At 61.7% G+C, this 13,728-nt stretch carries 12 protein-coding genes; 7 read left to right on the top strand and 5 right to left on the bottom strand.

From position 1 onward, the window contains the following. Positions 1-95 precede the first annotated feature (95 nt). Together JVH1_RS43110 and JVH1_RS43105 are read right to left on the bottom strand one after the other, a co-directional pair. Complete coding sequence (locus JVH1_RS43110; protein WP_009473059.1) at positions 96-536, bottom strand: limonene-1,2-epoxide hydrolase family protein; 441 nt, start codon at positions 534-536, stop codon at positions 96-98. Between the two features lie 183 nt (positions 537-719). Then, positions 720-2,078 carry an NAD(P)/FAD-dependent oxidoreductase gene (locus JVH1_RS43105; RefSeq protein WP_009473060.1) on the bottom strand — a complete coding sequence of 453 codons (1,359 nt, stop codon included), beginning with the start codon at positions 2,076-2,078 and terminating at the stop codon, positions 720-722. A gap of 91 nt (positions 2,079-2,169) precedes the next feature. Here JVH1_RS43105 and JVH1_RS43100 point away from each other — a divergent pair, with 91 nt between their 5' ends. The 5 genes from JVH1_RS43100 (at position 2,170) to JVH1_RS43080 (ending at position 7,296) form a co-directional block, all read left to right on the top strand. Beyond that, complete coding sequence (locus JVH1_RS43100; RefSeq protein ID WP_009473061.1) at positions 2,170-2,595, top strand: limonene-1,2-epoxide hydrolase family protein; 426 nt, start codon at positions 2,170-2,172, stop codon at positions 2,593-2,595. A gap of 26 nt (positions 2,596-2,621) precedes the next feature. After that, positions 2,622-3,092: a nuclear transport factor 2 family protein gene (locus JVH1_RS43095; protein WP_043777692.1), complete on the top strand. Its 471-nt coding sequence runs from the start codon at positions 2,622-2,624 to the stop codon at positions 3,090-3,092. Continuing rightward, positions 3,089-3,985 (top strand): TIGR03619 family F420-dependent LLM class oxidoreductase, encoded by an 897-nt coding sequence (locus JVH1_RS43090; protein ID WP_009473063.1) that lies wholly within the window; start codon positions 3,089-3,091, stop codon positions 3,983-3,985. Before JVH1_RS43095 ends, JVH1_RS43090 begins: the two co-directional genes overlap by 4 nt. 4 nt (positions 3,986-3,989) lie before the next feature. Then, a complete protein-coding gene (locus JVH1_RS43085; protein ID WP_009473064.1) occupies positions 3,990-4,943 on the top strand; it encodes a PDR/VanB family oxidoreductase in 954 nt (317 codons plus the stop codon). Positions 4,944-5,967: 1,024 nt separating this feature from the next. Further along, entirely contained in the window at positions 5,968-7,296 is a 1,329-nt protein-coding gene (locus JVH1_RS43080) for a cytochrome P450 (RefSeq protein ID WP_371113185.1), read from the top strand. Positions 7,297-7,407: 111 nt separating this feature from the next. Here JVH1_RS43080 and JVH1_RS43075 read toward each other — a convergent pair whose 3' ends face one another. Beyond that, positions 7,408-9,030 (bottom strand): PEP-utilizing enzyme, encoded by a 1,623-nt coding sequence (locus JVH1_RS43075; protein ID WP_009473069.1) that lies wholly within the window; start codon positions 9,028-9,030, stop codon positions 7,408-7,410. Positions 9,031-9,371: 341 nt separating this feature from the next. Beyond that, complete coding sequence (locus JVH1_RS43070) at positions 9,372-9,983, bottom strand: enoyl-CoA hydratase-related protein (RefSeq protein WP_009473070.1); 612 nt, start codon at positions 9,981-9,983, stop codon at positions 9,372-9,374. Between the two features lie 422 nt (positions 9,984-10,405). On the opposite strand from JVH1_RS43070, the gene JVH1_RS43065 reads away from it, so the two are divergent. Together JVH1_RS43065 and JVH1_RS43060 are read left to right on the top strand one after the other, a co-directional pair. Then, positions 10,406-11,197 (top strand): enoyl-CoA hydratase-related protein, encoded by a 792-nt coding sequence (locus JVH1_RS43065; protein ID WP_009473071.1) that lies wholly within the window; start codon positions 10,406-10,408, stop codon positions 11,195-11,197. 287 nt (positions 11,198-11,484) lie between these two features. Next, positions 11,485-12,390 carry a hypothetical protein gene (locus JVH1_RS43060; protein ID WP_237735086.1) on the top strand — a complete coding sequence of 302 codons (906 nt, stop codon included), beginning with the start codon at positions 11,485-11,487 and terminating at the stop codon, positions 12,388-12,390. 110 nt (positions 12,391-12,500) lie between these two features. On the opposite strand, the gene JVH1_RS43055 is transcribed toward JVH1_RS43060, so the two are convergent. Next, entirely contained in the window at positions 12,501-13,649 is a 1,149-nt protein-coding gene (locus tag JVH1_RS43055; protein ID WP_371113184.1) for an AMP-binding protein, read from the bottom strand. Positions 13,650-13,728: the final 79 nt, after the last annotated feature.

Genomic DNA, 13,728 nt, shown 5'->3' with positions numbered 1-13,728 from the left:
TCGTGCATCTTGTTGCGCGAGTGGTGGTTTCTCGCACGATCAACTCGACGGCGCAGCGTGGAGTCCGGGAACGTGGACCCCACGCTGCGATCGAGTCAGGCGCCGACGGCCCCGTGGCCCATCTCCTGAGCCAGCGACTGCAGCTGAGTTGCGGTACCGAGGCTGTCCAAGTAGTCGGTGTAGCGGCGAATCTTGCCGTCCCGTACCTCGAGAACACCGGCGACACGGAAGTCCATGATCTTCGACCCGTCGCCCCGGTACATCGTGTCCACCCGTTCCGTGAAGACCAGGTCGCCGGCCGAACCGATGTTGATCACATTGATTTCGCAGAAGGCCATTCCGGTTTGCTCGGCCAGGGTGTCGAGGTACTTCAGCGAGTCCTCCAGATTGGGGTGATGATCGAACCCCACGCTTTCCCACTCCACGTCCTCGGCGAGGTAGTCACGATAGGTCTTCTTGAATGACTCCAGGTCAGGACCCATTCCCTTGAAGAAGTCGAGGACGAACTGTTCCTTGTCACTGTTGGCCGAGACCATGCCATCTCCTTGAAAGATCGAGCGATAGATATTCCACGCCAAGAGTATCAGGTTAGTGACGTAGATTACAGAGCATTTTCGGCGAGAGCCGATCGCAGGACACTCGCACGACGAAACTCGCTGATTCCGATTGGCAATAGCCAAGCAGTGCTGACGATCGCAGATCTCCTCCTCGCCGGCCGGTCAGCCGATGATGCCGGGAATAACCAACGGGTTGTCGTGGATAACCTCCCGGTTGCCGACCTTCCAGGCAGCCAGCTTGTCGGCGATCGAAGGCGACTGCAGCGCACCACGATCGAAATAGTGGGCGTATCGCTTGACCGCGAGGGCCACCTCCGGATCATCGGTCGCCACCCGAGACAGCAGTGCACCCGCCTCCATATCGTCTGCGGATGGTCTCTGCACTCCGATGAGCTCGGCGCCCTCGTACGCTCCGTCTGTCGACACCGCCATCGCGAAGACGACGTCGATAACGTCCTTCATCGCCGTTTGTACGCGAGACGCGAGCCCGGCGGTCGATGAATCCTCGGACAGACTGCGCGACAGGGCCACTGCTTCACAGGCGGCCACCGACATGCCTTGGCCGTACAACGGGTTGAATGCCATGACGGCATCGCCGATCAGCAGGTAACCGTCAGGCCTCTGGGTGAGATCCTCCCAGACCCGCCGCCGGCTTCCACGCACCCGATAGGTGGCAATATCTGTAAGGAATTCCGCCTTCCGGGCCATCTCCCCCACAATGGGACTCGGCGCGGCGTCGAGATGAGCCATGAATCCGTCGATGTCCCGGGGCGGATCCTGATTCATCATCCCGAGGCCGGCAATCAGATAGATCCCGTTGTCGGCGGGAACCACCGCGGCCCCGCGACAGTTGCCGGGATGCGGGTGCGCCAACACGCCTGCCACATCATCGTCGAAGACATCCTCGGGCAGTCGCACCTCGACGGTGGCGTAGCCGATGTGCGACCGCATCTCCCGCTCCTGCGGAGCGTCGTACCCGATATCACCGAGCCACTCCACCGATCGCGAAACTCTCCCGGTAGCGTCGACGACGAGATCCCCCTCCAGCGTGGCGCCGTCGAGCAGTGTGAATCCCGCTACTCGCGACCGGTCATCGGTGACCGATATCCCGGTGACGGCCGACGACCGGAGGGTGACGTTCGGTAGCGCCAGCACCCTTTCCCGCACCACGTGCTCGAGTACGGGTCGGCGCATCATCACAGTTCGAGTTCCGCTCTGCACACGACCAGCCCAGCCGAAGCGCCCATAGACGGCCAGGTCGGCGGGTGAGTCGACCATGCGAGCTCCGGCCCCCTCGAAGTCGTCGACGATGCCCGGCAGCAGTTCGGCCATGGCATCCTGGCCTGCGCCGAGCAGCGCGTGGACCTGCCTTCCCTGGGGGACTCCGCGTCTAGGTGCCGGTTCGACCGGTATCTCGTCCTTTTCGACGATGACGACGTGCCGTGCGAACGGACTCACGGAAGCGGCAGCGAGCAGGCCCGCCATACCTCCTCCGGCGATGACAACCGAGTCCAGACCCATTGCGCCTCCCAGGCATCTCGCAGAACTTACATTGACGATCAATAGTCTTGCATGCGACTATTGATGTGACAAGGAACATAGGAGGACGCAAGTGATCATCCACCCTGGGGCAGAAGCACAGACCGACGCAGAGAAGGCAGTCGTCGGGTTTCTCGACGACTGGGGACCTGGCGCCTGGCCGCACATGCGCTACGACCACTGGATGACCGACGACGTTTCCTGGGAAGATACCGGGTCACCGGCCACCAAGGGCAAGCAGGCAGCGATGGACTTTCTGACCACGCTGCACGACACCCTCGAGATGGAGTACTGCACCGCCGAGCTACTGAACATCGCCTCGCGCAGCAACATCGTTCTCACCGAGCGGATCGACCGGGTGCACACCGCCGACGGCAGCGTCGCGATCGAAATACCGATCATGGGTTCATTCGTCGTCACGGACGGAAAGATCGCACGCTACTCCGACTACAACGCAGACTCGCCTATCCGGGAACGATTCCCGCGACACACCCACTGACACTTCGTCGCACAGAGGACGGAATAATGACTGTTGAATCCATGGAACAGACTGTTCGTCGACTCGTTGCCATAGAGGACATTCGCCAACTCAAGGCTCGATACTTCCGTTGTGTTGATCTCCGACTCTGGGACGAATTCGCGGACCTGTTCACCGGCGACCTCATCGTCGACTTCGCCGAATCGACCTCCTCCCCTCGCGGCAAGCAGGAGTTTCTTGCCAGCGTGGCCAGGCACTTCGAAACCGGTTACTCGGTCCACCACGGACACGTACCCGAGATCGACATTGTCGACGAGACGACAGCAACGGCCATCTGGCCGATGTACGACCGCGTAGAGTCCCCGGCCGACAGCGGCTATGTATCCCACGAGGGGTGGGGGCACTACACCGAGACATACCGGCGATGCAAGGACGGGCGCTGGCGTATCTGTCGCAGTCGACTGTCCCGAATCAAACGACACGAACTTCCGAAGCAGGCGACGGGAGTTACCTCGTGACAACAATCGGGCTCACACTGCCACAGCTGGGACCGGTCGTTACGGCATCGTTGATCCGCGACTTCGTTCAGCAAGCCGACGACATGGGTTTCGACAGCCTGTGGGTGCAGGACCACTTCCTCTACGCACTCCAGCAGTCCGGCGATTACGGTGGCAGCGCAACCGACCAGCCCGACGTCTACCGTTCGGTATGGGCACCCACCGAGTTGCTCGCCGCCGTTGCAACATGGACAGATCGCCTGCAACTGGGAACCAGCATTCTCGTCGGCGGAAACCACTGGCCTGCGCAACTGGCCAACCGACTTGCCACCGTCGACCGAATCAGCCAAGGCCGCCTTTCCGTCGTGGGCCTGAGCGTGGGATGGTCCGAGGAAGAACATCGGGCCGTCGGAGTCGACCCCCGCACGCGAGGCAAGCGAATGGATGACTTCGTTCCCGCACTCCGTGCGTGCTGGAGTGACGATCCAGTGGAACACCATGGCGCGTTCTTCGAGATCGGACCGGCCATCATGCAACCGAAGCCGACACGGATCCCCCGCCTGATGTCGGGCATGTACTCCAAAGCCGGCCTCGCACGAACTGCTCGCGACTTCGACCTGTGGAATCCCGGCTCCATCCCCATCAGCAATGTGGTCGGCATCCTCGAGGACATCAACAGACAACGACCGCCAGACAAGAACCCGGTCGGAGCGATCTACCGACTGGCTCAGCAATCCACCGCCGGCAAACGAATGACCGTGGACGAGATGACCATCCGAGTTGAGGAGTGCGTTGCCGCAGACCTCGAAGGAGTCATAATCGAGACCAACTTCTGCTCCGAAATCACATCATCAACAGGATGGCACGAGGTTCTCACAAACCTGAAGCCGCTTGTCGAAGCCGCGAAGGGCTGATCACATGATCACCACCATCGATAGCCTGACCCTGCGCGTCACCAATGTGGCCGTGATCGCCGACGACGTCATCGAAGTATCTTTCGCAGATCCGGAAGGGCATCCTCTGCCGGCCTGGGAGCCGGGGGCTCACATCGAAGTGCACCTACCTTCGGGACTTTCTCGTCAATACTCACTCTGCGGGAACAGAGACGATCGATCGAAGTACACGATCGCCGTTCTGCGGGAGGAGAACGGCCGCGGCGGTTCGAAGGAACTGCACGATGCCGCCGTGGCCGGTGTCGAGCTGAGCATCCGCCTTCCGAGGAACAACTTTCATCTGGTCGAGGCGGACTCGTACATCTTCATCGGCGGAGGGATTGGCATCACACCGCTCATCCCCATGATTGAGCAGGTGCGCAAAGCGTCTGCACAGTGGGCTCTCGTTTACGGTGGCCGCAGTGCCAGTTCGATGGCGTATCGCGAGCAGCTCGGTTCACTCGGCGATCAGGTGGATTTGTGGATCGAGGAGGAGCGCGGCTATCCCGATCTGTCGTCCATCCTCGCGAGTGCGCCGGGCGGCACCGTGATCTATACCTGCGGCCCGAGCGCGATGATTGATGCAGTTGCGGCGGAGTTCTCCGCGCACGACCAACTCGGCGGCCTGCACTTTGAACGCTTCTCGGCCAGCGGACCCGTGGACACCAGTGGCGATTCGTTCGAGGTGGAACTACGACGAACAGGTGCCACGTTCACCGTCCCCGAGGGAGTCAACATCCTGGACGAAGTACGGAAAGTGCTTCCCGATCAGCCTTTCTCCTGCGAGGAGGGGTATTGCGGCGAATGCGAGACAAAAGTACTGGAAGGCCAGCCCGACCACCGAGACGACTACCTGACTCCCGACGAGCAGGAAAACGGCGACATGATGATGATCTGCGTGAGTCGCTGCAAGGGGAAAAAACTCGTACTCGACCTGTGAGCATACTGCGTCGATCCAGCAAGCAGATGTGCGCTGGATCGACGCCGACTTTGTATCCAGACGCCCGCGACGCCTGATTCGTCGACTCACCGAGAATGGCCTGCGTGACGACGGTCTTCCTGAGTGGTGTCGTCTTGGCAGTGGCGAGGGTGATCAGTTCGGTGACCGAGAGATTGGACCAGGCGCTGGACGGCGGGAGCCGACGATGGTGCACACACCGCCCGGTTCTTCTGCTCAGTATGAGCGCCGTCGTTGAAGCTTCCCGGCTCCGACCGGGTGAGGCTTATGTGCCGTCTCTCGATCAGTCGAGCGAATGGTGATCGATGAACTCGCTGCCGTTGTCCGAGTCGATCCCGAGTAGTGGGAACGGCAGTGCTCGCGATCTTCTCTATCGCGGTGTCCACCCATTTGCGGGCCGTGTCGGGGACCGCCCGATTCTCGGCCGCGCCGGTGGCGATGTCGGTGACCGTCAGTGTGTACCAGTGTTCGCAGACCGTGTTGCCGCGCTCGTGTCCGACCGGGTAGATCTCGACCGAAACGGGCACGACATCGTCCCGTTGCGCCCGGGTGCGGATCCAGCTCTGCAACTGAGCAAGGTGCCAGGTTTGGTGTGCGCACGGCCCCTCCGATCAACGCCGCAACAACGAACGGGCGTTCGTGATCGCGTTCTGGGCGGCGGTCGAGATCCCGAATGGTGGCGACGGGTGCAGAGTCGGTGGCGGCCTCTGCAGCAGGGCGGGTGCGACTGCGGCGCCGCCGACGTTCAAATCCGTACGTCGGTGAGCGCGCTGCCCCGCGGTCGTAACACCTTCGGGGCCAACGCTGCCCGCAATTTCGTGCGGGCGCCGTCGCGATACCAACCGATCGAGACGCCTGGCTCGTCGAGGATCCTCGCCGTGCCCGCCGCGCGGGCATTCTCAGATGAGGCAACCACGAACTTACACGGAATTGTGGATGAGTCAACGCGGCGTATAGACACGCCGCCGCGCCGTCAGATACTCTAGTAATCAATATTCTAGCAATCGTGCATGAGGAGTTTGCGGTGACAGATCGAGCGGACACAACAACCTGCCCCGCCGCCACATTCGATGACCTGCTAGCACTGCGTCCCGACGTCGTCCGGTGTCCTTACAGCGCATATGCGGCCCAGCGCGACAGCGAACCGGTCTCATACAACGAGCAGTTGGGCGCTTGGGTTGTCACGCGGCACGAAGACGTCCTGGATGTGTTGCGCGATGCCACCCGGTTCTCGAACCGCATGGCCAGCGGGCCCAGTTCGGTATCAGGTATCGCCCAGCAGATACTGCAGAACGCCGATCTCCCGGAGCGCACCCGGCAGCAGGCCGCCCGGCGCATCGAACTCAGCAAATCGCGTGTCCTGCTGTTTTCCGATCCGCCCTTGCACAAGCGCCAGCGCTCACTTGTCAATGCTGCTTTCACTCCGCGCCGGGTGGCAGAACTCGACGGCGCCGTGAAGGAACTGACCAACCAGCTCATCGACAACTTCGCCACCGACGGGCCTACCGACGTCGTCACCGGTTTCAGCATGCCCATTCCGATGACGGTGATCGCTACCCTTCTCGGGGTGCCGCCTTCACATATGGCGACCTTTAAAGAGTGGTCCAACGCCTTCACACGTGGGGTCGGCGCACTCTCCCACGACACGGATGCGATCATCGAAATCTTCGACCAGGTCGACGCGTTCTACGACTACTTCACCGAGGAACTCGATCGCCGGCGCGAGCACCCTGTCGATGATCTTTTGAGTGACCTACTGGCAGCGCGACTCGATGGCGAAGCTCCTCTGACTCTCGCCGAGTTACTCCAGATGCTGGTGCAATTCCTGGTCGCCGGCAACGAGACGACGACCAACCTGCTGACCAGTGCACTCTGGATGCTCGCCAAGGATCCCGAGTTGCAGGAATCCCTGCGTGAGGATCCCGAAAAGATCACCAACTTCCTCGATGAGGTGCTCCGCCTGGAACCGCCCGTACAAGGAATTTGGAGGGTCGCCGTCGATGATGTGGAGGTCGGAGGTACCCGCATTCCTGCCGATGGTCTGATCTACCTGGTTACCGGCTCCGCCAACCGCGACCCAGCGGTGTACAGCGAGCCTGACGCACTCGATCTCGACAATGCACGTGCCCGCCATCTGACGTTCGGTCGCGGCGAGCACTCCTGCTTGGGTATGAATTTGGCCAAGATGGAGTCCAAGGCAGCGTTGTCGGTTCTATTGGATCGCTGTCATTCCATCGCTCTGGCCGATTCCGACCAGGAAGTGACTTTCCACCGGAGTTTCGTGCTTCATGGCATCGAATCGCTTCCAATCACCTTCTCTTCGCCCTCGCGCTGACTTAGCGACGGGTCTGCCCTTTCAGTGATCACACGACAGTGCGAGTCCCATCCGGGACTCGCACTGTCGTTCACTTATCGCAGCCACTCTCGATCGCTGCCCCCCCCTGCTTCACGCCGTCGCGGTTTCCGCCGCGTTTGCTCGCGTAAGGACGCTGACCAGGTTCGCGGGACCATCCACCCGAATGTGGTCCCCATCGTGGATGATCCTCGTCCCGCTCTCCGTGCCGATCACGAAGGGAATGCCCAGTTCGCGGGCGACCACCGCCCCGTGACTTGCCGATCCACCGATGTCGATAACGAGGGCCTCGGCCAGCGCCATCAGGGGAGCCCAGCTCGGATCGGTGAACCGACACACCAGGACATCGCCGGCGTCGAGTTCGATTTCCTGGTCCGGGTCGACCACAACACGCGCCCGACCCTCCACGCTACCGCCGCCGCTCGCAGCGCCGGACAATTCGGTGACATCGTCGACACCGACGTCGCCCTTAAGCGGTTCCGGCATGCCTCGGAACGCGACGGGAAGCACCATTGCCTTGTACTCGGCGCGTGTTGCGCGGCGAACTTCGACGATCTCTTGCACATTCGGTATGCGCCCGCAGGCCAATTCCTGGCATTCCTCGACCGTGAAGAAGAAGATGTCGTCGATTTGCTGGAGTACGCCGCCTTCCACAAGTTGAGCACCGAGGTTGCGAGCCGCTGCCCGGGCGGCGTCGATTGCCATGAGGTACGCGGCCTTCCCGATCTGCAGCGTGCGGATGATGTTTCGCATCCGATGCACTAACCAGCGGGTCGCCGGACGGCGAGACCAGGGAGTCGCCGCGAGAAGGCGGCGTTCCGCCTCGGAGCCGACTTCCTGGGCACGCGCTGCGCGCGCCGCGGGTCGCTCGGACCGCTGTGCGTATGCGGCCGCCAATGCACGGATCGGTGCGGGGTTCTCACGCCACACCGAGGTATAGGGATTTCCTTCATTCGGTCCGTGGTAGCCCCAGTTTTCGAGGAACTCGCCCTCGGTCAACTCGCCCTGACCCAATCGCCAGAGGTCGTCAGCCATCCTCGTCTCGTTGACATCTCCCACTCCCGATAGCAGTTGGTCGGCAAGTGTTGCATCTCCGGCCTTTTCGGCGGTTTGCGCCACCGCGCTCTGCGCACCCTGAAACACGAACCGCCATACACAGTGGACGGAGAAGATGCGCTGAAACTGCTCGCGCGCTTGCACCAAAGCATCGATGGGCTCGTGGCTCGACTGTTCCTGTGGGAAGACCGACGCGAGCCAACGCTTGTACATCTCGTCGTGCAGAGACTTCAACCGCGAGCCGGTCCGTAGGAGTGCGTATGGCGCCTTGAACATGAGCACGGGAACACGGGCGTAGCTCGACTTGAACCGCGGCGCATCCGGTCGGACACTTCCCATGAGATCCCGCTCGAAGTCGTCGGCATCGACTCCGGGCAGCGCCGACATGATCTTCTTGATTGCGTCGACGTTCAGTGCCTGCCTCCCATAAAAGCAGGACAGGCCGCGGTCGTTTACGTCGGGAGAGACAGTGACCTTCTTCTTCGGGAGCACGCCGAATGCGTACATCGAGTAGAGCCAACCCAGCTCCGCTGACCGTTCCCACAAACTCCAGCACATGGGTGACATGACCTCGGGGCACGCCTCGCCCAGGTTGGTGCTGGTCCAATACCGATCAGGTTCAGATGTTCCGCGAATCGGGTCGGTGACGGTGGTGTACAAAAGCTTCTCCTCATCGTGAGCGCCGATGCTGCCGTGCCGACGAAGGCCGGGACAGCCTTGGAGGCAGCACCCTCCGGCACAGTGATGCCGCAGACTTCTGCGGCGATAAGTGACGGGCACCACAATTAAACTCTACTCTTGGACTATGGTGCAATAGATTGTCGAGCAGAATATGCCCACAGGCGGCACCGGCCCCCCAGGTGCCCCCGGCCACCGTGATCTCCCGCCCTATCCGGATTCCCGCATCCACTCAACGCTACGAGAAAGGGAACTGCACGTCGAAGATTTCTCGCACCAGCATTGCTCCTTTGGGTGTCGACACCGAGGGCAGACTCGATCGACTAGGGTGCAATCTGGCGCACGAAAGTTTCGACATGCTGTTTGAAACGAGCGGTGGGGTACACGCCTCCGATAAGTCCCTCCTCGAGGGCTGCGCGAGCCGTGAGCGTCTCACCGAGGAGGCTCATTCTCAGCGCGCGATTTCTGCCGATTGCCCTGGCCGTGAGGACCGCCGCAATCGAGGCATGGGGACCATACCGCCATTCGCTCTGCGCGATCGAGAACTCGCTCGAATCGGAAGCGACGGTGACGTCACACGCCAACGCCAGTGCCAGACCTGCGCCGGCCGCGAGACCGTTGACCGCACCAATCACGGGGCGGGGAAACGCGACCATTGCTTCGACGACCCTTTCCAACGCCTCACCGGCGGCGGCGATTACAATATCGGAGCTTTGTGATGTGTCACCGATTTCCACCCCTGCGCAAAAGGAATACACGGTTCCGGCGACGACGATCGCACGGACCGTACGGTCATGGCGGGTATCACAGAGCAGGTCGGCGAGTGCGTGCAGCGTCCTCGTGGTGATCAGGTCGCCGCGGACCGCTCGGTGGAATCGGACACGGAGGACACCCTCATTGCATTCAACGACGATTTCCGGATACCTAACAGCCACTTACTTCTCCGTCATATCTTCGCACCGACACCGTCAGGCGTGACGTGTGCTTATTGTCATGTACCGGACGCATCTCTGACATAGGATCCACTCAGCAGCAGTACATTCGACAGCCGACTCGCGGCGCCCGTGACCACGATCCGACCATTCCCGTGAGGCGGAATCGTCTACACAGGCAATCCACCCGTATCACGTCGACCATGCAGTGCAAGCGTGTCTCACTCATGGGCCGGCGCGGGCAGTAGCGCGGGATCGGCGCTCCCTTCCGCGCAGATACTCTAACATCAGACTATTGTTGGTCGTGCATTCCCGAGGTGCCCGCGGACGGACAGCGCACAAGCGCCGGTGCGCCGTCGATACGCACCCCGGCCAAGGTTCCGCGATTGCCCACGAGGGCGGCGCGCATTCTGACAGGACACTTAGTGACCACTTCCCACACCCACATCACGTCCGACGCCGGCGTCCTAAGCATCTCCGTGGCTACCACCGCACGCGGCACTTCCCTCTCGGCCACGGGTCTCGCCCAGGGCATCGACGCACTACACGGCGCGGGGCCCGACGACATCGGCGCCGTCGTCCTCGTCGGCGAGGGCGCCAATTTCTGCGCCGGTGGCGACGTCCGTGCGTTCGCCAACGAGCCCAACCGCGGCGAATTCGTCGGCGACCTCGCACACTTGTTCAATCACTTCGTGCGCGCGATCATTGCGATTCAGGCGCCGGTGGTGGCCGCCGTGAACGGTTGGGCCGCGGGCGCAGGCATGAGTATCGTGCTCCACTCCGACATCGCACTCGGCAGCCCGTCCACCAAGCTACGGCCGGCATACCCGTCAATCGGCTTCACGCCGGATGGGGGCATGTCGTGGACCCTTCCACGGGTCGTCGGTCTGGCACGAGCACGCGAGATCCTCCTCACCGACGCCGTCCTGAATGCCGGCGAGGCAGTTCGCCTCGGCATCCTCAGCCGCCTCGTACCCGAAGAGGAATTGCAGAACGAGGCAATGCGGGTAGCCAGATCACTCGTGAGCGGCCCCACTGCCGCCTACGCACGCACTCGGGAACTTCTTGCCGAATCCGCCGAACGATCCCTGATCGAACAACTCGATGCGGAAGCAGCAGCGATCGCCATAGCGGCGAACAATCCTACCGGCATTGAAGGGGTGAACGCGTTCATAGAGAAACGAGACCCCGATTTCAATGCCGTCGCGCGTCGCTGACCGGAACCGTCGCACACTCGGACTAGATATCGCATCAACGACAGTCGACGCCTAGACTTTATTGTGGTCTATGTCATAGAGTCGTCCCAGCGACGGCCACTGTCTCAGTCGTGTCACTCCGCGAACCCGCTCATGGCCGAAGCCCACAATCCACCGTGCCACAGAGAGGCGCAGTAATGGTTTCTACGCCACCGAAAGGCTCTATACAACGGGCCACTCCCACCGAGAGTCGCGAGGAGTCCTCGTTCGAGGGGATCACATCACGAGGCAAGTTGATCATTGCGGCTGTGGTTGTCATCGCAATCATCGCCGCCCTGATCATCACCGCACTCCGGCAGGGTCCTGTCCTCGGAAGCGCCGACTTCACAATAGATCCCGAGTTCGGCATCCCCACACCGCCGCACAACACGCCGTACATGTCGACGAACAACATCATCGCTACCGTCTGCATGACTGCGGTCGGACTCATCGGCGTCGGCCTGGGAATCCGCGAGATAAGGCGAACCGGCTCTCTGCTCCCGCTGATGCTCGCACTCAGTGGGGCGGTGATCTGCATACCCGAGGCGTTCTACGACGTGATCGGCGCGGTCTACTTCCCCTGGAGCGAGTCGAACCACGCGTACACCATCCTCGGCCGCGAGATGCCCTGGTGGATCGTCGCGGGTTGGTTCGGATACGGCGCCTTCATGATCTTCATCTACAAGCTGCTCGAGAGTAACCCTCGGACCAAGACGATCTGGTTGATGTGGGCAGGCGCAGCCGCCAGTTCCGTTATTTTCGAAGAAATTCTATTGAGCATGGGCGTCTACCACTACTACGGGAACCAGCCGCTCGTCATCCTCGCGCAGCTACCGTGGTGGTGGATTCCGTGTAACTCGGTCGGCGTGTTCCTGGCCGCAGCGATCGCCTACCGATACCGCGAGCAGTTGCGCGGCTGGAAGTCGATATCGATGCTCCTGATCACTCCCCTGTCCGTCACCGCCGTATACGGTTTCATCGCGATGCCGTCCTGGATCGCCGTCAACGGCAACTATCCCTGGCTTCCCACACAATTGCTCGGCATGGTGACCATCGCACTCGGTGTGGCCGTATTTGCTTTCATCCTCGACGCCCTGCTCGGTCGGCCACCATTCCGGCCCAACTACATTCCTCCTCGTCTCCCGCCGGAAAGCGGAGTCGAGGTGCAACGGTAAGCGCGCATCACCGGCGGGCCCGTCCTGTGCCACCGTCACTCGGTGTCGAAATCCCTGACCACGCGCCGGTCCCAACGGATCGGCGCGTGTCATGCCTGGCGCCCGGTTCCCTATGAGGTCTCGATGAATCTCTTGTACAACTTTCCGTTGTCACCCCGCGGGAGGCTCTCTACGACGATGATGCGCCGCGGGCACTTGTAGCCGGCAAGTTTCGATCGGCAATATGCGCTCAGCGTTGCCTCAGTCTGCGTCCCGTTCTGAAATCCCTCCCGCAGTACGACATAGGCAGCAACGATCTCGCCGTACTCGGAGTCCGGAAGGCCGACGACAGCGACGTCCGAGACCACGGGGTGCAACAGCAGAAGGTCTTCGACCTCTTGCGGATAGATGTTGACACCGCCCGAAATGATGAGCTGACTTCTCCTGCCGGTGAGGTAGAGGTAGCCGTCGCTGTCGAGATGGCCGACGTCCCCCACGATCTGCCATCTTCGGCCGCTCGGCTGTCGTTTGTCGTCGTTGTACGCGAACGTGGGAGTACCTTCGAACCAGACCGTGCCGTCTCTGCCCACAGGACATTCCCTTCCGTCGTCGTCGGTGATATGAATCGTGCCGACGAGCGCCCTGCCGACGGAACCCGGGCGCGCCAGCGCTTCATCTGGCCCGATGTGACAATTGCCGTAACTCTCCGACGCTCCATAGAGTTCGTGCAGCACCGGCCCCCACCATCTCGCGATCCGGAGCTTGAGCTCCGGAGGGCATGGTGCCGCTCCGGTGATGGCGACCTTCAGGCTGGATATATCGGCTGAACTCTTAACCGTTTCCGGGAGTCGATCCAGACGGATCAGCATCGTCGGAACGAACTGCGCGTGGGTGACCCGATGCGCGGTGATTGCCTGCAGCGCCCGGATGGGATCGAATCGTTCCATGCAGACGACGGTCCCGCCGAGCTGCGTGATCGCGAGTACGAATCTGAAGGGGGCCGTGTGATAGATCGGCGCCGGGGACAGATAGACGGTGTGGAGATCGAATTCGAACAACTCCGTGTATCTACCGAGATGCGGTGGCGCCTCGGCGGGATGGACGACCGGTACGGAATGACGTATCGCCTTGGGTGTGCCCGTCGTCCCCGCACTGAACATCACGCGGCCACCGAGTTGCTCGTCCGGCAATTCCGATGCGGAAACTGCTGACAGCATGGCGGTTTCGTAGTCTTCGACGTTTCCCAGCCCACCGGAAGCGCCCTCGACGCCGCCCAACACCAAGATCGTCTCGACCTCGGGCAGGCGGCGACCGACCGCTGTCTGCACTGCCTCGAGACAGTCCCGAGAGGTGATGACG

This window comes from Rhodococcus sp. JVH1, assembly GCF_000280725.2.
Taxonomy (GTDB): Bacteria; Actinomycetota; Actinomycetes; order Mycobacteriales; family Mycobacteriaceae; genus Rhodococcus_F; species Rhodococcus_F jostii_A.
Note: the sequence above shows the minus strand (reverse complement) of the source record. Positions and strands in the feature narration are given on the sequence as shown.

What these genes read in the sequence shown, in the direction of transcription:
- JVH1_RS43105 (WP_009473060.1), bottom strand. Translation starts at nt 2,078, where the DNA reads ATGGGTCTGGACTCGGTTGTCATCGCCGGAGGAGGTATGGCGGGCCTG.
- JVH1_RS43110 (WP_009473059.1), bottom strand. Translation starts at nt 536, where the DNA reads ATGGTCTCGGCCAACAGTGACAAGGAACAGTTCGTCCTCGACTTCTTC.
- JVH1_RS43085 (WP_009473064.1), top strand. Translation starts at nt 3,990, where the DNA reads ATGATCACCACCATCGATAGCCTGACCCTGCGCGTCACCAATGTGGCC.
- JVH1_RS43095 (WP_043777692.1), top strand. Translation starts at nt 2,622, where the DNA reads ATGACTGTTGAATCCATGGAACAGACTGTTCGTCGACTCGTTGCCATA.